The 26,058-nt window shown below is 70.5% G+C and carries 17 protein-coding genes; 11 read left to right on the top strand and 6 right to left on the bottom strand.

Annotated elements, in window-relative coordinates; all coding sequences use genetic code 11:
* Positions 1-957: AMP-binding protein (locus Q0741_RS21770; protein ID WP_298235285.1), on the top strand; the 957-nt coding region annotated here is incomplete at its 5' end.
* Between the two features lie 79 nt (positions 958-1,036).
* Here Q0741_RS21770 and Q0741_RS21765 read toward each other — a convergent pair.
* The 4 genes from Q0741_RS21765 to Q0741_RS21750 form a co-directional block, all read right to left on the bottom strand.
* Positions 1,037-2,113, bottom strand: a complete 1,077-nt coding sequence (locus tag Q0741_RS21765; RefSeq protein ID WP_298235284.1) for an ornithine cyclodeaminase — start codon at positions 2,111-2,113, stop codon at positions 1,037-1,039.
* 130 nt (positions 2,114-2,243) lie between these two features.
* Positions 2,244-3,320 carry a hypothetical protein gene (locus Q0741_RS21760; RefSeq protein WP_298235283.1) on the bottom strand — a complete coding sequence of 359 codons (1,077 nt, stop codon included), beginning with the start codon at positions 3,318-3,320 and terminating at the stop codon, positions 2,244-2,246.
* The gene (locus tag Q0741_RS21755; protein WP_298235282.1) at positions 3,317-4,570 is read right to left on the bottom strand and encodes an MFS transporter; all 1,254 of its coding nucleotides are present in this window, start codon (positions 4,568-4,570) and stop codon (positions 3,317-3,319) included. Before Q0741_RS21755 ends, Q0741_RS21760 begins: the two co-directional genes overlap by 4 nt.
* A gap of 272 nt (positions 4,571-4,842) precedes the next feature.
* Positions 4,843-6,228, bottom strand: a complete 1,386-nt coding sequence (locus Q0741_RS21750) for a replication initiation protein (protein WP_298235281.1) — start codon at positions 6,226-6,228, stop codon at positions 4,843-4,845.
* 566 nt (positions 6,229-6,794) lie between these two features.
* Between Q0741_RS21750 and Q0741_RS21745 the strand changes: the two genes are divergently transcribed.
* Both Q0741_RS21745 and Q0741_RS21740 read left to right on the top strand, forming a co-directional pair.
* Positions 6,795-8,048 (top strand): AAA family ATPase, encoded by a 1,254-nt coding sequence (locus tag Q0741_RS21745; protein ID WP_298235280.1) that lies wholly within the window; start codon positions 6,795-6,797, stop codon positions 8,046-8,048.
* Positions 8,049-8,114: 66 nt separating this feature from the next.
* Positions 8,115-9,116: a ParB/RepB/Spo0J family partition protein gene (locus Q0741_RS21740; RefSeq protein ID WP_298235279.1), complete on the top strand. Its 1,002-nt coding sequence runs from the start codon at positions 8,115-8,117 to the stop codon at positions 9,114-9,116.
* Between the two features lie 1,371 nt (positions 9,117-10,487).
* On the opposite strand, the gene Q0741_RS21735 is transcribed toward Q0741_RS21740, so the two are convergent.
* Together Q0741_RS21735 and Q0741_RS21730 are read right to left on the bottom strand one after the other, a co-directional pair.
* Entirely contained in the window at positions 10,488-12,284 is a 1,797-nt protein-coding gene (locus tag Q0741_RS21735) for a tyrosine-type recombinase/integrase (RefSeq protein WP_298235278.1), read from the bottom strand.
* 85 nt (positions 12,285-12,369) lie between these two features.
* Positions 12,370-13,647, bottom strand: a complete 1,278-nt coding sequence (locus Q0741_RS21730) for a phosphatidylserine/phosphatidylglycerophosphate/cardiolipin synthase family protein (protein WP_298235277.1) — start codon at positions 13,645-13,647, stop codon at positions 12,370-12,372.
* Positions 13,648-13,839: 192 nt separating this feature from the next.
* On the opposite strand from Q0741_RS21730, the gene Q0741_RS21725 reads away from it, so the two are divergent.
* From Q0741_RS21725 to glgA, 8 genes are all read left to right on the top strand, one after another.
* The gene (locus Q0741_RS21725; protein ID WP_298235276.1) at positions 13,840-14,319 is read left to right on the top strand and encodes a hypothetical protein; all 480 of its coding nucleotides are present in this window, start codon (positions 13,840-13,842) and stop codon (positions 14,317-14,319) included.
* 116 nt (positions 14,320-14,435) lie between these two features.
* A complete protein-coding gene (locus Q0741_RS21720) occupies positions 14,436-15,497 on the top strand; it encodes an AI-2E family transporter (RefSeq protein WP_298235275.1) in 1,062 nt (353 codons plus the stop codon).
* A 196-nt stretch (positions 15,498-15,693) separates the two neighbouring features.
* Positions 15,694-17,247, top strand: a complete 1,554-nt coding sequence (locus Q0741_RS21715) for a PAS domain-containing methyl-accepting chemotaxis protein (protein WP_298235274.1) — start codon at positions 15,694-15,696, stop codon at positions 17,245-17,247.
* A 243-nt stretch (positions 17,248-17,490) separates the two neighbouring features.
* Entirely contained in the window at positions 17,491-18,738 is a 1,248-nt protein-coding gene (locus Q0741_RS21710) for a nucleoside recognition domain-containing protein (protein WP_298235287.1), read from the top strand.
* A 130-nt stretch (positions 18,739-18,868) separates the two neighbouring features.
* Positions 18,869-21,064, top strand: coding sequence for a 1,4-alpha-glucan branching protein GlgB (gene glgB / locus Q0741_RS21705; RefSeq protein ID WP_298235273.1), 2,196 nt, complete (start codon positions 18,869-18,871; stop codon positions 21,062-21,064).
* Positions 21,061-23,121, top strand: coding sequence for a glycogen debranching protein GlgX (gene glgX, locus Q0741_RS21700; RefSeq protein ID WP_298235272.1), 2,061 nt, complete (start codon positions 21,061-21,063; stop codon positions 23,119-23,121). The genes glgB and glgX overlap by 4 nt, the downstream gene beginning before the upstream one ends.
* A gap of 204 nt (positions 23,122-23,325) precedes the next feature.
* Entirely contained in the window at positions 23,326-24,573 is a 1,248-nt protein-coding gene (glgC, locus tag Q0741_RS21695; protein WP_298235271.1) for a glucose-1-phosphate adenylyltransferase, read from the top strand.
* Entirely contained in the window at positions 24,573-26,024 is a 1,452-nt protein-coding gene (glgA, locus tag Q0741_RS21690) for a glycogen synthase GlgA (protein WP_298235270.1), read from the top strand. The genes glgC and glgA overlap by 1 nt, the downstream gene beginning before the upstream one ends.
* The last annotated feature ends 34 nt before the right edge of the window (positions 26,025-26,058 follow it).

Raw genomic sequence — 26,058 nt, 5'->3', positions numbered from 1 at the left:
CTGTGGACGCTGCCGATGTTCCACTGCAACGGCTGGTGCTTCCCGTGGACGCTGGCGCTGGTGGCGGGCACGAGCGTGTGCCTGCGCAAGGTCGATCCGGCGCTGATCTACCCGCTCATCCGCGAGCACCACGTCACGCACATGTGCGGCGCGCCCATCGTGTACGGGCTGCTGATCCATGCCCCGGCGGCGCTGCGCGAGGGCATCAGGCACGAGATCAAGGGCCTGATCGCCGGCGCGGCGCCGCCGGCGGCGGTGATCGAGGGTTGCGAGCGCATCGGCATCGCCATCACGCACGTGTACGGCCTGACCGAGGTGTACGGCCCGGCGGCGTTGTGCGCGCAACAGGAGGAGTGGAAATCGCTGCCGCTGGCCGAGCGCGCGCGGCTCAACGCGCGCCAGGGCGTGCCCTATCCGCTGCAGCAGGCCGTGACGGTGCTGGACACCGCCACCATGCAGCCCGTGCCCGCGGACGGGCAGACGCTGGGCGAGGTGTGCTTCCGCGGCAACGCGGTGATGAAGGGCTACCTGAAGAACCCGGCGGCCACGCAGGAGGCCTTCGAGGGCGGGTGGTTCCGCACCGGCGACCTGGCGGTGCTGCACCCGGACGGCTACGTGAAGATCACCGACCGCAGCAAGGACGTGATCATCTCCGGCGGCGAGAACATCAGCTCGCTGGAGGTGGAGGACGTGCTGCACCGCCATCCGGACGTGATGCTGGCGGCGGTGGTGGCGCAACCCGATCCGAAGTGGGGCGAGGTGCCCTGCGCCTTCGTGGAGCTGAAGTTGGGCTCCGCGGTGACGGAGGAGGAGCTCATCGAGTTCTGCCGCGCCCACCTGGCGCGCTTCAAGGCGCCCAAGCGCATCGTCTTCGGCGAGCTGCCCAAGACCTCCACCGGCAAGATCCAGAAGTTCATGCTGCGCCAGGCGCTGAAGTCGGCGAGCGCGATCGGGTGAGCGGGTGGGCCGGCGGTGAAGCCGGCCATGAAAAAAAAGCGCGCCGTCGGCGCGCTCTCGGATGAGGCGGAGCCGGCTGTCAGGCCACAACCGCCTTCACCTTCTCCTGCCGCAGCAACCCGAACAAATCCTTCGGATCCTCCTGCGCCGGCACCAGGTCGATGCGCTGGCCGATGCCCTGGGCCAGCGCGGCGTCGTGCACGAAGCACAGCGCCGAGTAGTCCTCCAGCGCGAAGCCGACCGAGTCGAAGAGCGTGACCTCGCCGGCCGAGCGGCGCCCGGCCCGGCGGCCGGCCAGCACCTGCCACAGCTCGGTGACGGGGAAGTCGGCCGGCAGCTGCTGGATCTCGCCCTCCACGCGCGTCTGCGGCTCGAACTCCACGAACACCGAGGCGCGTTCCAGCACGCCGCGGTGCAGCTCCGTCTTGCCGGGGCAGTCGCCGCCCACGGCGTTGAGGTGCATGCCGGGCTCGATCATGTCCGGCGTGAGGATCGTGGCGTTGGTCTTGTCGGCGGTGGCGGTGGTGACGACATCGGCACCCTTCACCGCCTCGGCCGTGCTGGCGCAGACGGTGATGTCGAAGCCTTCACCCTCCAGGTTGGCCACCAGCTTGGCGGTGGCGGCGGGGTCCACGTCGAACAGGCGCAGCTCGCGGATGCCCAGCAGGTCGCGGAAGGCCAGCGCCTGGAACTCGGCCTGCGCGCCGTTGCCGATGAGCGCCATGCGCCGGCTGTCGGGCCGCGCCAGCGCGCGGGCGGCCAGCGCCGAAGTGGCGGCGGTGCGGATGGCGGTGGTGAACGTGAGTTCGCTCAGCAGCCGCGGCGCGCCGGTGGACACGTCGGCCAGCACGCCGAAGGCCATCACGGTGGGCAGGCCCTCGCGGGTGTTCTTCGGGTGGCCGTTGACGTACTTGAAGGCGAAGCGCGCGGCATCGGCCACGGGCATGAGCTCGATCACGCCGTCACGCGAGTGGCTGGCCACGCGCGGCGTCTTCTCGAACGCCTCCCAGCGCAGGAAGTCGCGCCCGATGCGCTCGGCCACGCCGGCGATGCAGGCCGGCAGGCCCAGGCGCTGCACGAGGCGCACCAGGTCGCGCGCGCCGACGTACAGCGTCTCGGTGTGAAGAGTGGTGGTGGGGCTGGTGTTGGCCGCCATGGCTTGTCTCCCGTCAATTCAGTAACAGGAGTCTCGCCAGCAGCCACGACAAGCGGAAGCGCAAGAACTGCCGCGGAACGCCAGCTCCGCTGTACGAAACGGCAGCCTTGGCTGCCGTTGTGTTCAATCTTCAGGGCGTGGTGCGGGCGGTGGAGGCGGAAATGGCGGCGGTTTCGACGCCGCGCTCCACCGCCGGCGAATACGCGTTGCGCAGGTAGAGCACCGGCTCACCGCGGCCGTCCACCGGCGTGGCCCACACCTCGGTGGCGGCACTGCCGTCGGGCGCGGGCAGCGCGTAGAGCACGTGGGCGTCGTCCAGCCACTCGATCTGGTCGTCCACGTTGCGTTTCTCGGCCAGCGGTGTCTCGACGCCGGAGCGCAGGTCCAGCACGTGGAACTGCCACACGATGCGGCCGTCCACGATGAAGCGCTTCTTGTAGGCCACGCGTTGCGCGTCGGGCGACAGCGAGGGGCACTCGACGTTGTCGTGGATCACGCTGGCGCTGCGCGAGGCGATGTCGCCGCGCACCAGGTAGTGCTGGCCGCCGCTGGAGAGCGTGGCGTAGAAGCCGCGCGCATCGGGCGTGAAGGTGACGCCCCAGAAGTTGAAGTCCTGGGCCTTGAAGGGCTGGCCGTCGCGGGTGACGGCGAACTGCTCCAGGTCGGCCAGCACGCGGCCGTCGGCGGTGTCGATGAGCAGCGTCTGGGTGGAGAAGTCGAGGTTGGCGTAGCCGTGGCCGGCGGTGAAGACGGTGAAGGCACCCAGGCGCCCGTCGCGCGACAGCCGGGTGCGGCTCGGGATGCCCTGCAGCGGGATCTCGGCGCGCACGGCGAAGGTGGCAGCGTCGAAGACCTTGGCGCGGTAGGTGGTGACGACGCCGCGCTTGGCCGTGAGGCACAGGCCGCGTCCGCCCGAGGCATGCACCACCTCGCAGGAGAGCTGCTCCACGAAGTGCGCGTCGCCCTGCCCCGCCGCGTCGCGCCAGGCGAGCTGGCCGTGGTGCGCATCGACGCCGGAATGGCGGAAGAACAGGCGGCCGGTGGCGGTCGTGGCCAGCGCGGCGGCGGGCGCCGTCTGCGCCGGCGCCGCCGAGCCGGTGGCCGCCACGCGCTGGCCGGCATGGAACAGGTAGCCGCCCAGCGCCGCCACGGCGGCGACACAAAGGGCGGAGAAGCCGAGTACGCGCTTGTTGGTGGTGGTGGTCATGCTCCGATCCTCCGCAGCCCCTGGTGGGCCGCCAGCAGCGCCAGTCCCAGCGCCGCGATGAACACCGACACGGCGGTGGCCGTGCCCCAGTGCTGCCACAGCGCGCCGAAGAGCACCGAGGACAGCAGCTTCGCGATGCCGACGGCGGTGGCGATGAGCGCCAGGCCGGTGGTGCGGCGCGCGGCCGGCACCTCGGCGCTGGCCAGCGCCATCAACACGCCCTCGGTGCCGGCGTTGAACAGGCCCAGCAGGCACAGGCAGCCGATGACGGCCGCCACGCCCAGGCCGTCCGAGCCCATCAGCACGGCGTACAGGCCGATGAGCACGGCATAGCCACCCAGGAAGATGCGCCCGCGCCCGAAGCGGTCCGCCACGCGGCCGGCCGGGACGGACAGCAGCATGTAGGCCGCGGCCGTGACGACGTAGAACAGCGGGAAGTAGCCGGTGGCCGCCGGGTGGCGCTGCTGCAGCAGCAGATAGATGAAGCCGTCGCTGATGGTGGCCGCCGCCAGCAACGCACCGCAGCCGGTGAGCAGCAGGAAGCGGCGCGTGATCCAGCGCTCCCCGGCCGGCGCGGCGGCCTGTGGCGCCCGGGCCGGTGCCGTCGGCGACGGCGACGGCCTCGGCACGAAGCACCACAGCACCGCCAGGCCCAGCAGCCCGAACACGAAGCTCGTGACCCAGACCGCGTCGAAGGCGCCGGGCAGCTGCGCCAGCAGGATGAAGGCCACCACCGGCCCCAGCAGCGAGCCGCAGGCGTCCAGCGCGCGGTGCACGGCAAAGGCACCGGCGTACTGGCTGGCCGGGGTGTTGAGCGAGATGAGCGCGTCACGCGGCGCGCTGCGCAGGCCCTTGCCGGCGCGGTCCAGACCCACGATCCACAGCAGCGCGCTCCAGCCGCTGGCGGCCAGCAGGAACAGCTTGCACAGCGTGGACAGGCCGTAGCCCACCAGTGCCAGCTCCTTCTGCCGCGCGTGGCGGTCGGCGAGCCAGCCCGCGAGCAGGCTCAGCAGCGCGATGGCAAAGCCGTTGTAGATACCGTCGATGAGCCCGTACTGCGCCGGGCTCAGGTGCAGATGCAGCACCAGGTACACCGGCAGCGTGCTGTTGACCATCTCGGCGGAGACGTCGGTGAGCAAGCTGGTGAAGCCCAGTCCCCACACCACCGGGCTCACGCGCGCGGCCGTGGCCGCGTCCACGCGCGCCGCTTGCCCGAGCTTGACCTGCTCGAACCATTCGAACCTGTACATGGGGTTCCCCTACCCTCGTGTTAGCCCCTTGACTGTTACTGAAACTTGCGAAGGCGGGAACCGCTCACCTCCGTGCAAATGGAGGTTGCCGAGGCATGAAAAAGCCGGCTGGGAGGCCGGTTTCGATGCCGTCATGCCAGTGCTTGGCCGGCTCGGAGGCCCCGCGTCATACCCGCGGAGGCCGCTGTCGGCGGCATCGTGAAACCACCCGGCGCTGGAAACTTGGTTTCCATGGCGCTTGCTGTTCGAGCCGGAGCCTTGCCCGCGGCGTCTCAGCCGAGCTGCAGCATGCCGCGCGCGATGGCGAACTCCAGCAGGTCCTTCTCGGTGGGCTCGGCCAGGAGCCAGCGCCGCACCAGCCAGCGCAGGAACAGCGGGCCGGCGATGCGGCTGGACGGGCCGTCGCGATCCCAGGCGCGCGCGATGGGCGCCATGAGCCCAGGCAGCGCCTCTTCCTGGAAGGCCTGGCGCAGCCGCTCCTGCTCCTCGGCGGGCAGCGCCGCGTAGCGGGCTTCGCAGTCGCGCGCCTGGGCGCGCTCCCATTCCTCGCGGATGCCCTGCACCGAAGCCTGCACCGCCGAGGGTGGCGGCTCGGCGATCGCGACCGGCGGCGGCACCACGCCGGCGTAACCCTTCTTGAGCGCGTCACGCAGGTAGGCCGCGGATGAAGTCAACGGCGGCAGCGCGGTGTTGCGCAGCCGCTGCTCCACGTGCTCGACGGTGGCGCGCAGCAGCCCCTCGTCGGTGCGGGTGTAGAGCAACTCGGCGTCTTCTTCCTTGAGACCAAGCTGGCGCAGCCGCTCCACCAGCTCCAGGTCGAAGGTGTTGCGCGCCTGTGCGACCTCCAGCGGCGGCGGGCTGCGCCGCAGCACGCGGAACTGCAGCTCGGCCACGCGGCGGCCTTCCTTGTGCTCGATGAGCTCCAGCACGAAGTCCTGCTGTAGCGCTTCCACCTCGGCCAGGGCCGGGCGCAGCACGTCGCGCTTGAAGTAGCGGTAGTCCACCTTCTCCACGTCACTGCGGCCGGTGAGCACGGAGGCCCACCAGTGCAGGTCCTCGCGCATGGTCAGGCGCGAGGGGGACGTGAGGTACTGCATGCCGAGCTCGAACAGCACCGCCGCGGCATAGGAGCGCATCTGCGCGCCGACCTCCAGCAGGATGCGGGTGTAGCGGCTGGGCTTGAGCAGCCGCTCGCGCACGCGGTCGGGATAGCTCCAGCTGATGATCACCGGGTAGCCCGGGCCGCGCTCGGCGATCTCCACCGCGCCCAGCAGCTGCGAGGAGGTCCAGCGCTGCTCGCCCGCACCCACCGAGTTCCACTCGATGAGCGTGGTCTGCATCTCCCGGATGTGCTCCTTCAGCAGCGCGACGTTGCGCGAATTGAAGTGCGCATCGCCGATGAGCGTGGCCAGCGGGATGCTGTATTGCCGCTCCTCCACGCCCTGCAACTGGGCGTGATAGAGCAGCGCGTTGTAGATGCGGCGCGACAGCAGGGTCAGGCGCCCCTTCTTGGGTCGGATCGCGATGGACTCGTTGGCCTTTTGCACCACCGTGTCATCGCGGCGCGCCGGCACGCGCGAACGCCGCTCGCGCGCTACACCGCTTCGGCCAGTGGGTGAAGCGGCGTCTTCGCCGTCGGGAGCATTCGTGCTGGTCATCTCAACATCATGCCACGGCTGTGAGCCGTGCCGCTCACAGATGTGAGCCCTTTAACTCACATTTGGCGGCCGACGGGCTGTTGAGTTGATTGAGAAAACCGGATTGAAGCCTTGAAATACATTGAGGCCTCGGCAAGTGACTGTCACTAAACGAGTTTTTAGAAAATGTGTGAGTGGGTTTGGGATTCGATGTGAGCTTTTTTGGTCTCCATCGTGAGTGGACATGGGGTTCGACCTGCGCTTGGTGTGAGCTTTTCTGGTCTGCGTTGTGAGTGGACTTGGGTTTCGCTCGCTTCGGTGTGCGCAAAGCGGCTCCGGGCGCGGTTTTCCGGCGGCGCAGCAGCCGCGAAATGTTCAAAGTGAACGTGTTCCGGCGCCACGTCCGGCGCCGAAATCACAATCTCTCTCACACAACGCGCAAACGGGTTTGAGTCGAGTCCCAACGCCTCTCACACTCGCGCCGCGCTGTCGCCAAAGGGGAACATGCTCCCTGTGCCCGTCTAAAAAGGCTGGCGAGTCAACGGTTTTCTATAAACTGCCCGCATTTCCGTTGACTCATTGAAGAGATGAAGAACGAACAGACGGCAGGGGTTGGAAACCAGGTTTCCACGGCGGCCGCGGCGGTGAGCCGGCCGCCGATCGACATGGCGCGCATCACGAACCTGGCCACCCGAGCCTCGGACATGGTGGAAGGCATCCGCGGGCGGCTGCTGGCGCCCGAGGCGCGCAAGGTGCCGCCCAACTTCACGGCCACGCAGGTGGCGGCGCTGTGCGGCGTGGACAAAGCGCACGTGGCCTACCGCATCACCAAGGGCGACCTGCCGGCCGGGCAGCTCACGCCCACGGGCGGTCGGCGCGAGTTCACGCTGGACGAGGTGCGGCGCTGGACGCGCGAGTACCGCCGCATGGCGATGCGCCCGGCGGGGCAACAGGCCCTGACCATCGCGGTGGGCAACTTCAAGGGTGGGGTGTCCAAGACCACGACCGCGATGATCCTGGCGCAGGGGCTGAGCATGCGCGGGCACCGGGTGCTCGCCATCGACGTGGACCCGCAGGGCTCCTTTTCCACGCTGTTCGGCATCCTGCCGGAGACGGAGGTGGAGGAAGACATGACCATCGTGCCGATCTGCCGCGGCGAGGCCACCGACATCCGCTATGCCATCCAGCCGACCTACTGGCCGGGCATCGACCTGGTACCGGCGGCGCCGCTGCTGTTCCAGGCCGAGTTCAGCTTGCCGGCGATGCAGATGACCGACCCGACGGCGCGCTTCTGGGACGTGCTCAACGCCAGCCTCGAAGGCGTGCGCGAGGAGTACGACGTGATCATCATCGACACGCCGCCCTCGCTGTCCTACGTCACCATCAACGCCTTCATGGCCGCCGACGGCATCCTGGTTCCCGTGCCGCCCTCGGCGCTGGACTTCGCGTCCTCCGCGCAGTTCTGGAGCCTGTTCGCCGACCTGGGCAGCAACCTGGACCTGGCCTCCAAGCGGGGCAAGACCTTCGACTTCCTGCACGTGCTGCTGTCACGGGTGGACCAGTCCGACGTGGCCGCGCCCGCCGTGCGGCAGTGGATCCAGGCCACCTACGGCGAGTACCTGCTGCCGGTGGAGGTGCCCAAGACCACCGTGACCTCGTCCAAGGCGGCCGAGTTCGGCACGGTGTACGACGTGCAGAAGTACGAGGGCGCGGCCAAGACCTACAAGCGCGCCTCCGAGGCCTACGACCGGGTGGTGGAGCTGGTGGAGCAGTCGGTGATCGAAGCCTGGCGCAGCCGCGCGGCGACGGGCGCGGGCGCCCATGCCGGCGCCGCCGCGTGATGCCGTGGAAACCAGGTTTCCACCCCTTGAGCCTCAAGACATGAACCACGAACACAGGAGCGCCACATGAGCAGCATCGGCAAGCGCCTTCTCGCCACCACCGCGGATCTGGCCGCGTCCCTCGAAGCCCGTGCCGCCCACAGCGAAACCGCCAAGCCTCCGCTGCCGCGCACGGCCCCGGGCCAGATGCTGGCCGCGCGCAGCGAGATGCTGGCCATGCAGGGCGAGCTGCAGACGCTGCGCGAGAAGCTGAAATCCTTCGACGGCTCGCTGCCCACGCTCAAGCTCGACCCGAAGCTGGTGGACGCCACGCGCTGGGCCAACCGCCACGCCTCGGCCTTCACCACCGCGGCCTTCGCGCGGCTGAAGTCGAGCATCGAGCTCGCCGGCGGCAACACGCAGCCGATCCTGGTGCGCCGCGCTTCCGAGGCCGGGCGCTACGAGATCGTGTTCGGCCATCGTCGCCACCGCGCCTGCCTGGAACTCGGCCTGCCCGTGCTGGCGGTGGTCTGGGAAGGCGAGATGCCGGACCTGGAGCTGTTCCTGTCCATGGACCGCGAGAACCGCGAGCGCGAGGACCCTTCCGCCTATGAGCAGGGGGTCACGTACCTGGCGGCGCTGGACGCGGGCCTGTTCCCGTCGCAGCGCCGGCTGGCCGAGGCCGTCGGCGTGAGCCACACCTGGGTGCGCAAGGCGACGCTGGTGGCGCAGCTGCCCTCGGCCATCGTGGACACCTTCGCCACGCCGCTGGACATCCAGCCGCGGCACGCCGAGGAAATCACGCAGGCGCTGGAGCTCGACCGCAAGGCGGTGCTGCGCCGGGCCGAGCGCATCCGCCAGATGAGCCGGCGCCCGGGCCCCGGGCAGATCGTGGCCCACCTGGCGGGCCGGGTCGCGGAGAAGAGCGCGCCCGAGAAGATCCACGTTGGCGGCCGCCTGGCCGGCGTGTGGAAGCGCGACAACCGCGGCCGCGCCGTGCTGACGCTGGAGGCGCACGTCGCCGACGAGGCCCTCCTGGCGCAACTGTCCGAGGCGCTGCAGAAGCTGCTGCGCAAGTCGGAAACCTAGTTTCCACGGCGGGCCCGTTCGCACGGATGCGAGCGGGTCCTGCGGGCGCGCCGCACGGCGCGCAGGAGGGAAGTGGAAACCCGGTTTCCAGCGGCAGTCCCCATAGCGGCGCTTGCTGCGTCGCCGGCCGCACCCGGCTCGTCGTGGCGTTGCGGCGCCATCACCCGCTAGAAGGTGCCGGCATGCCGGCGCCTCCCATCGGCCCACGCAGTGCGCTCCCGGTTTTGACAGCCCCACGCAGGCGTGGCGCTGTCCGGGGAAAGCCTCAAACCGGTGCCCCTCGCCGATTGCGGCGCAGCCACCAGCCCAGCAGGTCGTCATCCCGGCGAAAACCGGGATCTATGCGCACAGGGGTCGTGGCGCGGCCGGCGCCGGTACGCTCCTGCGCAAGCCAGGGCGACGTAGCGGCGACCGTGGATCCCGGCTTCCGCCGGGATGACGGCAATTTTTCTACGGCCTGCGCCACGGAACACGCGGCGCTTGGCGCTGTAGGTTTTCCCGCACGGCCGTGCGCCTTCACGGCAATGACGCAGCCGAAGGTGGACTGGCTCGGCTCGTGGGAGGCCGCGACAGCGACCGTTCTTCTGACCGTTGCGCATCTTCACGGGAATGCCGGAGCGGCAGGCACGGCAGGTTCGACCCTGGCTAGTGCTTCCGAGGCTTTGACACGCTGGACGCAGCACGCGAATGCACCATCCAGTCTTCCTCCGGCGGCACATCGCGCCTGGAAACTTGGTTTCCAGACGCGCCTTGGAAAGATGTCGCGAGGACGAGGTGACATGGCCCACTCGACCTCGCAGACCACCACGTTTCCTGGACAGGGAAGGAGCCCCGCCAGGATGAGCAGGCACGTGGTGCAAGCATCCAGACCGGCCCCAGTTCTATATGAAAAGGGATTGCCCGGGCTCCCGCCCGCTGCGAGCAACTACCTGGTTGGCGTGGAAACCAGGTTTCCGGTTGGCCGAAGACCGGGCGCCGGCCGGAAGCAAGGCGGGCAAGGGCGGTGGGAAGCGTTTTCGGCCTTTCACCGGCCCAGCCAGCCCACGCGGCGAGCCGCCCGCAGGCCCTCCGCAAGTCCAACTGTGAGAACGTTTGTGACTCGTTTGGCTCGTCAGTGGAAACCCATCCGCGCCACGGCGAGCGTTCCGCCTGCCTGGGGAAGTCCACGGGAAGCAGCACGCCCCCGTGCGGGACAGGCCGACGGGGCAGCCGATCTGCCTGCTCCGGCTGCCGTGGGGAACGTCAGGCACCACGGCACCGCGGCGCCGCGCCCAGCCGTGGAAACCAGGTTTCCAAGCTCCGTCGTGGCGCGTTGCAGCCGCCGGAGCCGCGGTGGGGCAGTACCGATGAGTTGGCCGGCAGCCTCCCGTCTCAATCTCCGAACGCCTTCTCCATCCCGTCCTGCAGCCGTTGCAGCTGCGCCTTGGCATAGCGCATGGTGGTGCGCGGATCGGCGTGGCCCAGCTGCGCCTGTACGACTTCCAACGGCGCGCCGCGCTCCAGTGCCCGCGTCCCGCAGGTGTGGCGCAGCCAGTGCACCGAAGCCTTGCGTGCGGTCTGCCGCTGCGCGTCGCTCAACTCCGCCCACCGCAGCGCCTGCCGCAGCCACGCGCGAACCGTCTCGTACAGCGACTGGTAGCCGATGCCCACCCCCGGCTCGGTCAGGCTCGCCACCAGCGGCGCGTCACCGGGGGCGCGCTCCAGCGGCGGCAGACCACGGGCCTCCAGGTAGACCTGCAGCGCGCGCAGCGCCTGCGTGGGCACCGCGGCGATGCGCTTCTTCGCGCCCTTGCCCTGCACCTGCATCGCCCAGCGGCCGCCCAAGGGCCGCAAATCGGACAGGCGCGCCGCCGTCAACTCGCTCGCCCGCAGCCCCGTCGCCTCGGTGAAACGCAGCAGGAACAGCATCCGCTCGCGCGAATGTGAGAACGGTTGTGATTCGATCCAGGCCAGCATCGCCGCCCAGACCGCGGGCTCGAAGGCGCGCGAATCCAGCGCGTGCACGCTCATGTCGTCACCGGTGCGGCGGTTCACGAGGTCCCAGGGGTTGTGCACCAGGTAGCCGCCCTTGACCAGCCAGGCGAAGAAACTGGCCACGATCGACACGGCCTGGCGCCGGCTCGCGAGCGTGAGCTGCCCGGCGAACGGCGCCCAGCCCGCGCCCAGCGGCGCAGCGCGGCGGCGCGAGATCCAGCGCTCGGGCACGTGCTCCAGGAAGGTCATGTAGGCCAGGCAGTCCTCGGCCGAGAGCGCGGACAGCGACCGGCCGCGCTCCACCGCCGCCCACAGCCGCAGGCGCTGCGCCTCGCGCCGGTACGCCCGGGCGGTGGCCTGGCTGCCGGCCCGCGCCGCGACCCACTGCTCGATCGCCTGCTCGTCGTCGTCGGCCGTGATGGCGGTGCCGGCGAAGTCCGCGCGGTTGTGGCCCGACGGCAGCGCCGCCACCAGGTCGAAGCGCGGGCGGCGATCCACGCCGGGCACGGCCTGTAGCGCGCCCGCGGCCAACACCAGGGAAGGCAACGCTTCCGAAACGGCCGAAGCCCCGGGCAACAGCTGCTGCAGGTAGCCCTCGATGCGCCGCGCCTTGGTGACGCCGATGGCCCCGATGTCGCGCCACCAGCAGCCGCCACGCGCCACCACGGTCTGCAGGTCCTGCAGCAGCAGCAGCCCGTGGGATTGCAGCCGCTGCGCCAGGCGTGGATCGAACCACGCCGCGATCGCGTCCGAGGCCTTGGGCGCCTCCGCTGCCAGTTGCTCCAGCGCCCGCAGCGCCTCGATCTGGCGCTGGCGCAGCCGCTGGTTGCGCGCGCTGCGCCGCTCCGCGGGAAAGGCCTGGCGGTACAGCTCCTGCAATTCCGCCTCGCTCCAGCCCTCCAGTCCGTTGGCCGCGGCCCAGTCGGCCAGGACAGGGCGCTCGTCGCCTTCGATGCCGCGGATCACCAGCCCTACCAGGCGCCAGCGCGGATCGCCCGCGCGCCGGGCGATGGAGCGCAGCCGCTGCACCACGGCCTGGTGCGCCGCCAGCGCCGCGTTGCCGTGCTCCACGCCCAGGTAGCGCTGCGCCGAGGCCTGGATCGATAGCCCGTCCGCCACGGCGCGCAGGTGCGCGAAGTGATGCGGACCCAGGCGGCGCTGGTAAGTGCTTGTGGCGTCGGGAGAAGCGGACATCGGCACGGAAGACGGCAAAATTGATGAACCGAATTGTGCCTTTGATTAGTTCGATTATCCGTGGGAAAAAACAGCTTTCCGCGGTTCAAAGCTGTTCTTTCAGGAGGTAGCACGCCCGGTCCAGCAGCTTGTGCCCGGCGCTGCGCCGCTGCCAAGACGCCAAGTCGAGCTCGGCGCATTCGCGCATGTCGCGCTCGAAGATCGCTTCCAGCCGCCGCGCCAGCACCGTGTCCGCCACGCCCAGCGTGATCTCGTCGTTGATCTCGAAGGAGCGGTCGTCGAAGTTGCTCGACCCGATGGCGCACCACAGGCCGTCGATGGTCATGACCTTCTGGTGCAGCAGCGTGCTCGGGTACTCGAACACCCGCACGCCCGCGGCCAGCAGGCGCGAGAAGTTGTGGTGGGCGGCGTGCTGCACGATGGGCATGTCCGACGCGTCGGCCGAGGGCACCATCACCCGCACGTCCACGTCGCGCCGCACCGCCGCGGCCAGCGCCTTGACGGCCTTGTCCTGCGGCAGGAAATAGGGGTTCTGGATCCACAGCCGCCGCTGCGCCGCGCACAGCACCAGGTGGTGCAGGATTTTCACCGCCGGCGCCGCGCGCTCGGGCTTGGCGCGGGCGATGTGCAGCGTGGTGTCCCCCGCGGGCTCCAGCGCCGGGAACACGTCGTCGCCCACGAACAGCTCGCCGCACTCGGCCACCCAGTTCTCGCTGAAGGCCGACTGCACCGCGTGCACCCCGGGGCCGCGCAGGCGCACGCCGAGGTCGTGGAACGGCGGACGGCCCTTCATGCCTTCGTAGAGCCAGTGATCGACGATGCAGTGGCCCCCCACCAGCGCCACGCGCCCGTCGGCCACGCATACCTTGCGGTGGTCGCGCCGGTTGAGCATGCCCAGGTTGCGCAGCCGCGGCGCGTGATAGCGCACCAGCCTGCACCCGGCCTCGGTCATCAGGCGCGAGGCGGCCTCGCCCATCTTGTTGCAGCCGCGCGCGTCCAGCAGCACGCGCACCTGCACGCCGGCCCGGGCGCGCCCGGCCAGCGCCGCGGCCAGCCTCGCGCCCAGGCGGCCTTCCTTCCACAGGAAGGTTTCGAAGTGCAGCGAGCAGCGCGCCGCGGCGATCTCCTCGAACAGCGCCTCGAAGAAGGTGCCGTTCTCCAGCAACTCCACCGCGTTGCCCCCGAGCAGCGAGGCATGCGTGAGGCCGCTCACCGAGGGCAGCACCCGGTCCAGCGGCTGGTTGCAGTCGAGGGACAGCTCCGGGTCGCGGTGGCGCTTGATGGACCAGATGACGATGCCCAGCAGCACCACCAGCACCAGCAGTGCCAGCGCCACTTTCATCAGCGTGTCGGCTTGCCACATGCGCGGGATTCGACCATGCGGACCCGCTGGCGGCGACACCACACCACGGCGGATGAGCCGTGGGTGACTTGGCGGCACCCCTGAAGCCCGTTGCGGGCCGGGCTCAACTGCCGCGCCGTTCTGCCGATGAATGCACTCCCTTGGACCACCGGTGCGCGCAGCCTTCCCGGCTTGCATCCTTCTTCGTTTCGCATGATCAGCCAGCTCACCCGGCATACCGCGCTGACCGTGGCGCTCGCAACGCTCGCGTTCGCGACCCGCGCGGACGTCTCGGAGGGCCGGTTTTCATCCTACGAGCCCAGCACCTTCTCCTCCCTGCCCGTGTCCGAGGTCCAGATCCTCGATCAGGAGCCGCCGCCGGACTATGTGGCCGTCGGCACCGTCGAGGCCCATGGCAAGGACGAGACGGAGGTCGAGATCCTGGAGCAGGTGAACGGATTGCGGCCGCCCGGCCCGCTGTCCCTCTTCAAGTCCCCGGCGCCGCGCGCCGACGACGCCAGCCTGGCGCTGCATGCCCTGAAGATGGTGGCCGCCCGGTACGGGGTGCAGGCGCTGCTCATCGTCGAGTCGGGCCGCGTCCAGATCCGGCGCGACATGGTGGGACACCGCATCGTCGCCAAGGCCTTCCGCCGCAAGGCGCGCCTGGAGCACCGGCCGAACTCGCCGAAATAGGCAGGCCATCGCTGCCCGCACGGGCACCGCGATCTTGTGGCACGGCTGGTTGCGGGCCGCAATCTTGCTGAGCGCGGCGCACCGCCACTGTCACGGCCGCCCGCCGTACCACTGCGATGTCCGAACGCCCGCCGTCCCTGCGCGACTTCACGCTGCGCGTGCTGGTGCTGCTGGCGCTCGTGGTGCTGGCGCTGTTCCTGTGGCGGGTGCTGGACGTGCTGCTGCTGGGCTTCGCCTCGGTGCTGGCGGCGATCCTGCTGCGGGCGCTGGCCGAGCCGATCGCCCGCCGCCTGGGCGTACCGGACGGCGTGGCGTTGGGCCTGGCGGTGCTGCTGGTGCTGGCGCTGCTGGGCGCGGTGCTGTGGCTGTTCGGGGCGGAGGTGGCGTCCCAGGCCACGCAGCTCATCGACCAGCTGCCCCGCGCCTGGGAGGCGCTGCGCCAGGTGATCGAGCGCAGCCAGCTCGGGGCGATGCTGCTGGCCGGCATGAAGGAGGCCGGCCCGAACCTGGGCCCGCTGCTGACCCAGCTCTCGCATGCCACGGCCGCCACGTCCGGCGCACTGGTGGGCCTGCTGCTGGTGGCCTTCGGCGGCGTGTACCTGGCGGGCAATCCGGGCCTGTACCGGCGCGGCCTGCTCAAGCTGTTCCCGCGCGCGGCGCGCACGCAGGTGGATGCCGTGATCGACAGCAGCGGGCAGGCGCTGCGGCTGTGGCTCGTAGGGCAGCTGGCCGTCATGGTGGCCGTGGGGTTGCTCACCGGGCTGGGGCTGTGGCTGATCGGGATGCCGGCGCCGCTGGCGCTGGGCCTGCTGGCCGGGCTGGCGGAGTTCGTGCCCTACGTGGGCCCGATCGCGGCGGCGCTGCCGGGGCTGCTGCTGGCCCTGACGCTCGGCCCCGAGTTGGGGCTGTACGCGCTGGCGGTGTACGTGGTGGTGCAGCAGCTCGAAAGCAACGTCATCACGCCGCTGGTGGCGCGGCGGATGCTGGAGCTGCCGCCGGCGCTGGTGCTGTTCTCGGTGGTGGCCCTGGGGCTGGTGCTCGGTCCGCTGGGGCTGGTCCTGGCCGCGCCGCTGACGGTGGTACTGGCGGTGGCCGTGGCCCAGCTCTACGTGCGCGAGACCTTGGACACGCCCGTGCAGGTGCCGGGCCAGGACGCCGCGCAGCCCCGCGCGGACTGAGCCGCCTGCCCGGCTCGCGCGCCCGCGGACCTGTCACGAGTCTTGCTACGTTTCGTTGCAGCGCGACAAAAGCGACACGAGCGGCCCGGCATCCCGGGGCGCCGTTCCATGTTTTGCCGTGTTTGTCGCGTTCCCGACCGTGCAGGGATTCGCCGCTCAAGGTCTTCCGTCTTTGTATTGACCGCCAGGAACTGTCATGAAAACCCATCTTCCAGTCACCGGTCGTGAATACACGCTCCCGCCAGGCGTGACGCTGATGTCCACCACCGACCTGGACAGCCGCATCCGCTATGCCAACGCCGCCTTCGTCGAGGCCAGCGGCTTCAGCCACAAGGAGCTGACAGGCCAGCCGCACAACATGGTGCGCCACCCGGACATGCCGCCGCAGGCCTTTGCCGACATGTGGAAGACGCTGCAGGACGGCCTGTCGTGGGCCGCCGTGGTGAAGAACCGCCGCAAGGACGGCGATCACTACTGGGTGCTGGCCAATGCCACCCCCATGCGCCGCAACGGCCAGGTGGTGGGCTACATGTCGGTGCGCACGCCGGCCAGCCCGCAGCAGGCGCAGCAGGCCGAGCGGCTGTACGCCGACCTGCGCGAGGGCCGCGCCAATGGGCGGCGCATCCATCGCGGGCTGGTGGTGCAGTCGGGCTGGCGCGCGCCGCTGTCGCTGTTCCAACTCATGCCGCTGCGCGCCCGCGTGGCCCTGGGCGTGGGTTTAGGCGGTGCCGTGGCGGCCCTGCCGGCGCTGCTGTCGGCCGCTTCGCCACTGCAACTGCTGGGCACGGCGGCGGCCTGGGCGGGCGGCGTCGCGCTGGGCAGCCTCTTCCTGGGGCGGCAGGTGGTGAAGCCGGTGCAAACCATGCTCCACCACGCCAACCAGGTGGCCAGCGGCGAGGCCGCGCCCGCGCTGGCCATGAACCGCGTGGACGAGATCGGGCTGCTCATGCGCGCGATCAACCAGGCCGGGCTGAACCTGCGCGCGCTGGTGGACGACGTGGCCGAGCAGGTCGGCGGCGTGGCCGTGGCCAGCCGCCAGATCGCCTCCGGCAGCAGCGACCTCAGCGGCCGCACCGAGCAGACCGCGGCCAGCCTGCAGCAGACCGCCGCCTCCATGGAGCAGATGACGCAGACCGTGCAACAGAACTCCGCCACCTCGGCCCAGGCGCGCACGCTGGCGGAGCAGGCGTCCGAGGCGGCGAGCCTGGGCGGCTCGGTGATGCACCAGGTGCGCGAGCAGATGAACGACATCCAAGACCACGGCACGCGCATCGCCGACATCATCGGCGTCATCGATGGCATCGCGTTCCAGACCAACATCCTGGCGCTCAACGCCGCGGTGGAGGCCGCGCGCGCGGGCGAGGCCGGCCGCGGCTTTGCCGTGGTGGCGGGCGAGGTGCGGGCGCTGGCGCAGCGCTCGGCCACGGCGGCGCGAGAGATCAAGACGCTGATCCAGGAGTCGGTGCAGCGCGTCGATGCCGGCAACCGCCACGTCGAGCAGGCAGGCCAGACCATCCAGCAGATCATCGACCGCGTGCGCCAGGTGACGGCGCTGGTCGCCGAGATCTCGCAGGCCTCGCAGCAGCAGGGCCAGGGCGTGGAGCAGGTGCACCAGGCCATTGCCGCCCTGGACGGCACCACGCAGCACAACGCCGCGCTGGTGGAGCAGAGCGCCGCCGCGGCGCAGTCGCTGGACCACCGCGCGCGCCGCCTGTCCGACGCCATCAACGTCTACCGCACGGCGGGCTGAGCCAGTGCGCGATTGCCAGTGAAGTCATTCCGTCATGCCCGCGAAGCCTGTCCCCGCGCAGGCGGGGAGCGGGCATCCACGCTGGCCGGGAGGCTGCCCGGAGTTCGTGGACACCCGCCTCCGCGGGTGTGACGGGATTCTTCAAGTCGGCATCAAGAACTGGCGTGAGCCCGCGCGGACGGGCGTGGGCCGTCGCTTATGCTGCGCCGCCCTTTGTCAACCGCCGTCCGCGCCCGCTCCTCGATGATCCTGAACCACGTCTGGGTTGCCTTCATCCTGCTGGGCTTCGCCTCGGCGCTGGTGCAGCTGGCGCAGGGCGACCTGGGCGTGTTCGGCCGCGTCATGTCGGGCATCTTCGACATGGCCAAGACCGGCTTCGACATCTCGCTGGGCCTGGTGGGCGTGATGAGCCTGTGGCTGGGCGTGATGCGCATCGGCGAGCAGGCCGGCGTGATCCAGCTCTTCGCGCGCGCGCTGGCGCCCTTCTTCGCGCGGCTGTTTCCCGAGATCCCGCGCGGCCACCCGGCCGGCGGCAGCATCGTCATGAACCTCAGCGCCAACATGCTGGGGCTGGACAACGCCGCCACGCCGCTGGGCCTCAAGGCCATGCGCGAGCTGCAGGAGCTCAACCCGCGCAAGGACACGGCCAGCAACGCCATGGTGACCTTCCTGGTGCTCAACACCGCGGGCATCACGCTGATCCCGACCTCGGTCATCGCGCTGCGCCAGTCCATCGCCGTGGAGCAGGGCCTGACTCACTTCAACGGCGCCGACATCTTCCTGCCCACCCTGATCGCCACCTTCATCTCCTTCAGCGCGGGGCTGGTGGCGGTGGCGGCGTGGCAGCGCATCAACCTGCTGTGCGCGCCGGTGCTGCTGTTCTTCGCCGGCTTCATCGGGTTGACCGGCGGTCTCTACGCCTGGTTGAGCCAGTATCCGCCGGCGCGCATGGCGGAGCTGGTGGGGCTGCTGGGCAGCATGGCGGTGGTGTCGGTGATCGTGCTGTTCGTGGCCGCGGGCGCGTGGCGGCGCCTGAACGTCTACGAGGCTTTCGTCGAGGGCGCCAAGGAGGGCTTCGAGGTCGCGGTGCGGATCATTCCGTACCTGGTCGCCATCCTGGTGGCGATCTCGGTGTTCCGCAGCACAGGCGGGATGGATGCGCTCGTCAACCTCATCGGCCGCGGCGTCGCGGCGCTGGGCCTGGACACCGATTTCGTGCCGGCGCTGCCCGTGGGGCTGATGAAGACGCTCTCGGGCAGCGGCGCGCGCGGGCTGATGGTGGACGTGCTCAAGACCTACGGCGTGGACTCCTTCCAGGGCCGTCTGGCATCGATCATCCAGGGCTCGACCGAGACCACCTTCTACGTGCTGGCCGTGTACTTCGGCAGCGTGGACATCAAGAAGACCCGCCACGCGCTGGCCTGCGGGCTCATCGCCGATGCGGTCGGGCTGGCGGGGGCCATCGGGGTGGCGTACCTGTTCTATCGCTGAGGCGTGACGCCTGGCACGTGGCGGCGCGGCGCGCGGCGCCAGGCCGGCCGGGAGCGGCAGTTACATTCCCGGAAGGCCCCCGTGGCCGCCTGAAGTCCGCAGCACCCGCAGTAGGAAGAGACCCGTCCCGATGCTCCATGACGACACCGTCCAGGCGCTGATGCGCGCCGAACATGGCGACCCCTTTGCCGTGCTGGGACTGCACGGCCCCATCGACGGCGCCTGGACCTTGCGCGCGCTGCTGCCCGGCGCGCGGCGGGTGTGGGCCCTGGCCGGGAACGGCCGCGAGCTCGCCGAGCTGCGGCGCATCGAGGGCAGCGACCTGTTCGAGGTCGAGCTCGCCGGCCCGCGCGAGCGCTTCGCCTACCGCTGGCGTGTGGACTGGGGCCATGCCCAGTCCGAGCTGGAGGACCCCTACCGCTTCCCGCCGCTGCTGGGCGAGCTGGACCTGTGGCTGCTGGGCGAGGGCACGCACCAGCGGCCCTTCGAGGCGCTGGGCGCACACCCGCTGGCGGTGGAAGGCGTGGAGGGCGTGCGCTTCGCCGTCTGGGCGCCCAACGCGCGGCGCGTGTCGGTGGTGGGCGACTTCAACCAGTGGGACGGCCGGCGCCATGCCATGCGGCTGCGGCGCGAGGCCGGCGTGTGGGAGATCTTCGTCCCCGGGCTGGGCCCCGGCGCGCTCTACAAGTTCGAGCTGCTGGATGCCCAGGGCGAGGTGGCCCTGCGCGCCGACCCCTGCGCCTTCGCCGCCGAAGTGCGTCCGGGCACCGCCTCGCGCGTGGCGGCGCTGCCGCCGCGGCGGGCCATGGCGGCCGAGCGCGCCGCGGCCAATGCCTTCGACGCACCCATGAGCATCTACGAGGTGCACCTGGGTTCCTGGCGCCGCGGGGGTGGCGGGCGTTGGCTCGGCTACCGCGAGCTGGCGGCGCAACTCGTGCCGTATGCGCGCGAGATGGGCTTCACGCACCTGGAGCTGCTGCCGGTGCACGAGCATCCTTTCGACGGCTCCTGGGGCTACCAGCCCACCGGTCTGTACGCGCCCACCTCGCGCTTTGGCACACCACGGGATTTCGCCTTCTTCGTCGATGCCGCGCACGCCGCCGGGCTGGGCGTGATCCTGGACTGGGTGCCGGGCCACTTCCCGACCGACGCCTTTGCGCTGTCGCACTTCGACGGCACGCACCTGTACGAGCACGCCGACCCGCGCGAAGGCTTCCACCCGGACTGGAACACGCTCATCTACAACTTCGGCCGCGCGGAGGTGCGCAACTTCCTGATCGGCAACGCGCTGTACTGGCTGGAGCGCTTCGGCATCGACGGGCTGCGGGTGGATGCCGTGGCCTCCATGCTCTACCGCGACTACAGCCGCGCCGAAGGGCAGTGGCTGCCCAACCGCCATGGCGGGCGCGAGAATCTGGAGGCCATCGACTTCCTGCGCCGCATGAACTTCGTGGTGGGCACCGAGCGGCCGGGCGCCGTCACCATTGCCGAGGAATCCACCGCCTGGCCCGGCGTGAGCCGCCCGCCCGGCGGCGACGGCCTGCAGGGCCTGGGCTTCCACTACAAGTGGAACATGGGCTGGATGCACGACACCCTGGGCTACCTGGGCCGCGAGACGGTGCACCGGCGCTGGCACCACGACCAGCTGCGCTTCAGCTTCATGTACGCCTGGAACGAGAACTACGTGCTCCCGCTCTCGCACGACGAGGTGGTGCACGGCAAGCACTCCCTGATTGGCCGGATGCCGGGCGATGACTGGCAGCGCTTCGCCAACCTGCGCGCGGGCTACGGTTGGATGTGGGCGCACCCGGGCAAGAAGCTGCTGTTCATGGGCGGCGAGTTCGCGCAGGAGCGTGAATGGAATTTCGACGCCGGCCTGGACTGGCACCTGATGGAGCAAGGGCCCAACGCGGCGCGGCACCGCGGCGTGCAGCGCCTGGTGCGGGACCTCAACGCGGTGTACCGCCACTTCGGCGCGCTGCACCGGCGCGACGTGCACGCCGATGGCTTCGAGTGGATCCGCCACGACGACAAGGAGCACTCGGTCTTCGCGTTCCAGCGCCGCAGCGGCTGCGAAGACGGCGAGGGCGGCGTGGTGGTGGCGGTGGCGAACTTCACGCCGGCGGTGCGCCATGGCTGGCGCATCGGCGTGCCGCGGCCCGGCGCCTGGCGCGAGATCATCAACACGGACCTCGCCATCTACGGCGGCAGCGGCGTGGCCAACGGTCTGCGCCACGCCGAGCCCGTGCCCTGCGACGGCCACGCGCACTCCATCCTCATCGACATCCCGCCGCTGGCGACGCTGCTGTGGGCGCCCGGGGAATGAACGATCCGGCCGCGCTGGGCCCTGGCCGCCCCTGGCCGCTGGGCGCTAGCGCGCTCGACGGCGGGCTGAACTTCGCCCTGGCCGCGCCCGATGCCACGCGCGTGGAGCTGTGCCTCTTCGATGCCGAGGGCCGCTCCGAGCTGCGGCGGCTGGCGCTGCCGCGCCGCACGCACGGCATCTGGCACGGGCACCTGCCCGGCGCCGGCGTGGGCCAGGTGTACGGCTGGCGCGTGCATGGGCCGTGGAACCCGGCGCACGGGCACCGCTTCAACCCGGCGAAAGTGCTGCTCGACCCCTATGCGCGCGAGGTGGTGGGGCGCTACGACGGCGACGATCTCTTCCTCGGCCATGACCCGGCGCATGCGCAGCGCCCGGACGGGCATGACAACGCAGCCGTCGCGCTCAAGGCGCGCGTGGTGGCGGAGCCGCCGCCGCTGGCGCCGCAGGCGCACGTGCACGTCCCGGCCGAGGACACGGTGCTGTACGAATTGCACCTGCGTGGTGCAACGATGCGGCATCCGGCCGTGCCGGCCGAGTTGCGCGGCAGCTACCTGGGCCTGGTGCAGCCGGCCGTGCTCGATCACCTTCAGCGCCTGGGCGTGACCACGCTGAGCCTGATGCCGCTGGCGCACCGCGCCGACGAAGCCCGGCTGCTGAGGCTGGGCCTGTCCAACTACTGGGGCTACAGCCCCGTTGCCTGGTTCGCGCCCGAAGCGCGCTACGCCAGCGCGCGGCCCGGCGCGAGCGCGCTGGCCGAATGCCGCGAGATGGTCGATGGGCTGCACGCGCGCGGCTTCGAGGTGCTGGTGGACGTGGTGTTCAACCACAGCGCCGAGCTCGACGAGCACGGCCCCACGCTGAGCCTGCGCGGTATCGCCAACCGGCGCGCGTACCACCTGCGCCACGGCGACGCGGCCCACTACGAAAACTGGAGCGGCTGCGGCAACTGCCTGAACCTTTCCGATCCGCTGGTCCTGCGCCTGGTGATGGACGCGCTGCGGTACTGGGTGCAGCACATCGGCGTGGACGGTTTTCGCTTCGACCTCGCGCCCATCCTGGGCCGCGACGCGCACGGCTTCTCACAGCGGGCTGCCTTCTTCGCTGCCGTGGCGCAGGACCCGGTGCTGGCGCCGGTGAAGCTCATCGCGGAGCCCTGGGACATCGGTCCGGGCGGCTACCAGCTGGGCCACTTTCCGGCGCCGTGGCAGGAGTGGAACGACCGCTACCGCGACACGATGCGCGCCTGGTGGCTGACCGGCGGCATGGCGCGCGGCGGCTTCGTGCATGCGCTGGCGGGCTCGCACGGGGTGTTCGGCCCGTCGGGGCGCGGGCCGCTGGCGGGGGTGAACTTCATCACCGCGCACGACGGCTTCAACCTGCGCGACCTGGTGAGCTACCGCCAGCGCCACAACCAGGCCAACGGCGAGCACAACCGCGACGGGCATGCGCACAACCTGAGCACCAACGCCGGCGCGGAAGGCGAGAGCCGCGACCCGGCCGTGCTGGCGCTGCGCCTGCGGCTGCGCCGCGCGCTGCTGGCGACGCTGGCGCTGTCGCTGGGCACGCCGATGCTGCTGGCCGGCGACGAGATCGGCCATACCCAGCGCGGCAACAACAACGCCTATTGCCAGGACAACGAGACGACCTGGCTGGACTGGAGCGGCGCCGAAGACGGCCTGGCGGACTACGTGGCCCGCTGCCTGGCGCTGCGCCGCCGCCACGCGCGGCTGCGGCAGGACCGCTGGCTGCACGACGACGAGGTGCGCTGGCTCTATCCCGAGGGCGACCCGCTGGCGCCGCCCGATTGGGAGCGGGTGGACAAGCGCGCCTTCGCCGCCTGGCTGCCGGACGGGGGCGCGGGCTGCGAGCTGCTGCTGATGTTCAACCCCGACTCCACACCGCACCGCTTCACGCTGCCCGAGGGCGAAGGCGCCTGGCGGCTGGTGCTGCGCAGCGACCTGGACCCGGTGTCCAGCGTGCTGGGCGACGACGTCACGCTGCCCGCGCACAGCCTGTGGGTGGCCGAGCGCGATGGGGGCGCGGCGCTGTTGGCTTGAAGCAACCGGGGCGCCCAAGGAGCGCCCCAAAATGAGGCATGCTGAGTCCGGCCGCCGGGGATTGGGCTTGCCCAACCAAGGCACGAAGCTTGCGAACGCATCTTCCTGTCGGTCCAGCCCAGCCCCGCGCCGCGACGGCGGCAGGCCCACCGATGTAACAACCGCAGTAAGAGGACCGAGGTGACAACTTCCATGGAGCGGCCGATGCATTCGGCCCAACTCGTGCGCAAGACCATTGCGCTGGTGCTGGCGGGCGGCCGAGGCTCGCGCCTGAAGCAGCTCACGGACCGGCGGGCCAAGCCCGCGGTCTATTTCGGCGGTAAGTTCCGCATCATCGACTTCGCGCTGTCCAACTGCATCAACTCCGGCATCCGCCGCATCGGCGTGATCACGCAGTACAAGTCGCACTCGCTGCTGCGGCACCTTCAGCGCGGCTGGAGTTTTCTGCGCGGCGAGATGAGCGAGATGCTGGACCTGCTGCCGGCGCAGCAGCGCATCGACGAGGAACACTGGTACCGCGGCACGGCGGACGCCGTCTACCAGAACCTGGACATCATCGCCTCGGGCAAGCCCGAGTACGTCGTGGTGCTGGCCGGGGACCACGTCTACAAGATGGACTACTCCATCATGCTCAAGGACCACGTGGAAAGCGGCGCGGGCTGCACCGTGGGCTGCATCGAGGTGCCGCGTGGCGAGGCCAGCGCCTTCGGCGTGATGGCGGTGGACGATCAGCGGCGCGTCACCAGCTTTGTCGAGAAGCCCAAGGACCCGCCGCCCATGCCTGGGAGCGATGACGTGTCGCTGGCGAGCATGGGCATCTACATCTTCAACGCCGATTACCTGTACCGGCTGCTGGAGGAGGAGATGGCCCGGCCCGGGTCGAGCCTGGACTTCGGCAAGGACATCATCCCGCGCACGGTGGCCGAGGGGCGGGCGCTGGCGCACCCCTTCTCCATGAGTTGCGTGCGAAACCGGGGCAGCAACCAGTCCTACTGGCGCGACGTGGGCACCATCGACGCCTTCTTCGCCGCCAACCTCGACCTGGCCAGCATCTCGCCCGAGCTTGACCTCTACGACGAAGACTGGCCGATCTGGACCTACCAGCGCCAGCTCCCGCCGGCCAAGTTCATTCCCGACCGCGACGGGCACCATGGCCTGACGGTCAACACCATGGTGTCGGGTGGTTGCATCGTCAGCGGCTCGCACGTGAGCAACTCGGTGCTGTTCTCCAACGTGCGCATCCACTCCTTCTGCCATGTGGACGAGGCGGTGATCCTGCCCGGCGTGACGGTGGAGCGCGGCTGCGTGCTCAAGCGCGTGGTGATCGACCGCGCCTGCGTGATCCCGGCGGGCATGGTCATCGGCGAGGACCCGGAGCTGGATGCGCAGCGCTTCGAACGCAGCGAAGGCGGCGTGGTGCTGGTCACGCGTGAAATGCTGGCGCGGCTGTGATGCGGATCCTGCAAGTCAGCGCCGAGATCTTTCCGCTGCTCAAGACCGGTGGGCTGGCGGACGTCGCCGGCGCGCTGCCCGGCGCCCTGGCGCGCGCCGGTGCCGAGGTCCGCGTCCTGCTGCCGGGCTTCCCGGCGCTGCGCGAGGGCTTGGGCGACGCCGCCACGGTGGCCGAGTTCCACGCGCCCTGGGGCGAGCCGGCGCGGCTGCTGTTCGGGCACCTGGCGGCGCTGGGTGGACAGCCGGCCTACGTGGTGGAGGCGCCGGCGCTCTACGAGCGTCCCGGCAACCCCTACCAGGACGAGCGCGGCCATCCCTATGCCGACAACCACCGCCGCTTCGCGCTGCTGGGCTTCGCCGCGGCGCGGCTGGCCGAGGGGCTGGATCCGTGGTGGACGCCGGGCGTGGTGCACAGCCACGACTGGCACGCGGCGCTGGTCAACGCGTACCTCGCCTTCAGCCCGCACCGGCCGCCGGTGCGTACGGTCTACACGGTGCACAACCTGGCCTACCAGGGGCTGTGCGGGGCGCAGCATCTGCACGAGCTGGGGCTGCCGGGCCAGGCCTTCGCGGTGGAGGGGCTGGAGTTCCACGGCCAGCTCTCGTTCATGAAGGCGGGGCTGTTCTACGCCGACCACGTCACCACGGTCAGCCCCACCTACGCACACGAGATCCAGACGCCGCAGCAGGGCTGCGGGCTGCAGGGGCTGCTGCGCCGGCGCGCCGCCGGCGGCAGCCTCTCGGGCATCCTCAACGGCGTGGACCAGCGCGTGTGGAACCCGGCGGCCGATCCGCTCATCGCCCGGCGCTTTGATGCCGCCAAGCTCGCCGGCAAGGCCCATTGCCGCACCGCGCTGCAGAAGGAGATGGGCCTGGAGCAGCGTCCGGGGCCGCTGTTCGGCATGGTCAGCCGCCTGGCGGAGCAGAAGGGCCTGCCGCTGCTGGTGGCGCTGCTGCCCGAGCTGGTGGCGCGCGGTGGGCAGCTGGTCACGCTGGGCTCGGGCGACGCGGGCATCGAGGCCGCACTGCGCGAGGCGGCGGCGGCGCATCCGGAGGCGGTGGCGATCCGCGTGGGCTACGACGAGGCGCTGGCGCACCGCATCTTCGCCGGCAGCGATGTCACGCTGGTGCCCTCGCTGTACGAACCTTGCGGCCTCACCCAACTCTACGGCCTGCGCTACGGCAGCCTGCCGCTGGTGCGCCGCGTCGGCGGCCTGGCCGACACCGTGGTGGATTGCACGCTCGAAGACCTCGTCGAGCAAAAGTCCACCGGATTCGTCTTCGATGCGTTTGATGCGGGGGATATGCGGCGTGCACTTAGACGCGCGTTCGCGCTATTTGCGCGCCAAGCCGATTGGAAAGCGGTACAGCGGCGCGCAATGGCGCAACACTTTGGCTGGGACGACGCGGCCGAGCAGTATCTGGCCTTGTACCGATCGCTCGGCGCCTAGACTCTTCTTCAGGACCACACAGAACGGATCAGCC

Origin of the sequence: uncultured Azohydromonas sp. (assembly GCF_937926365.1) — a bacterium.
Lineage (GTDB): Bacteria > Pseudomonadota > Gammaproteobacteria > Burkholderiales > Burkholderiaceae_C > Azohydromonas.
The sequence above is the reverse complement of the archived record's forward strand: the minus strand, read 5'-3'. Positions and strand labels throughout refer to the sequence as shown.

Bases quoted from the DNA above. Each gene is read 5' to 3' on its own strand.
- Q0741_RS21750 (WP_298235281.1), bottom strand. From the start codon at position 6,228: ATGACCAGCACGAATGCTCCCGACGGCGAAGACGCCGCTTCACCCACT.
- Q0741_RS21745 (WP_298235280.1), top strand. From the start codon at position 6,795: ATGAAGAACGAACAGACGGCAGGGGTTGGAAACCAGGTTTCCACGGCG.
- Q0741_RS21735 (WP_298235278.1), bottom strand. From the start codon at position 12,284: ATGTCCGCTTCTCCCGACGCCACAAGCACTTACCAGCGCCGCCTGGGT.
- Q0741_RS21755 (WP_298235282.1), bottom strand. From the start codon at position 4,570: ATGTACAGGTTCGAATGGTTCGAGCAGGTCAAGCTCGGGCAAGCGGCG.
- glgC (WP_298235271.1), top strand. From the start codon at position 23,326: ATGCATTCGGCCCAACTCGTGCGCAAGACCATTGCGCTGGTGCTGGCG.
- Q0741_RS21765 (WP_298235284.1), bottom strand. From the start codon at position 2,113: ATGGCGGCCAACACCAGCCCCACCACCACTCTTCACACCGAGACGCTG.
- Q0741_RS21715 (WP_298235274.1), top strand. From the start codon at position 15,694: ATGAAAACCCATCTTCCAGTCACCGGTCGTGAATACACGCTCCCGCCA.
- Q0741_RS21710 (WP_298235287.1), top strand. From the start codon at position 17,491: ATGATCCTGAACCACGTCTGGGTTGCCTTCATCCTGCTGGGCTTCGCC.
- glgA (WP_298235270.1), top strand. From the start codon at position 24,573: ATGCGGATCCTGCAAGTCAGCGCCGAGATCTTTCCGCTGCTCAAGACC.
- Q0741_RS21730 (WP_298235277.1), bottom strand. From the start codon at position 13,647: ATGTGGCAAGCCGACACGCTGATGAAAGTGGCGCTGGCACTGCTGGTG.
- Q0741_RS21740 (WP_298235279.1), top strand. From the start codon at position 8,115: ATGAGCAGCATCGGCAAGCGCCTTCTCGCCACCACCGCGGATCTGGCC.
- Q0741_RS21720 (WP_298235275.1), top strand. From the start codon at position 14,436: ATGTCCGAACGCCCGCCGTCCCTGCGCGACTTCACGCTGCGCGTGCTG.
- glgB (WP_298235273.1), top strand. From the start codon at position 18,869: ATGCTCCATGACGACACCGTCCAGGCGCTGATGCGCGCCGAACATGGC.
- glgX (WP_298235272.1), top strand. From the start codon at position 21,061: ATGAACGATCCGGCCGCGCTGGGCCCTGGCCGCCCCTGGCCGCTGGGC.
- Q0741_RS21725 (WP_298235276.1), top strand. From the start codon at position 13,840: ATGATCAGCCAGCTCACCCGGCATACCGCGCTGACCGTGGCGCTCGCA.
- Q0741_RS21760 (WP_298235283.1), bottom strand. From the start codon at position 3,320: ATGACCACCACCACCAACAAGCGCGTACTCGGCTTCTCCGCCCTTTGT.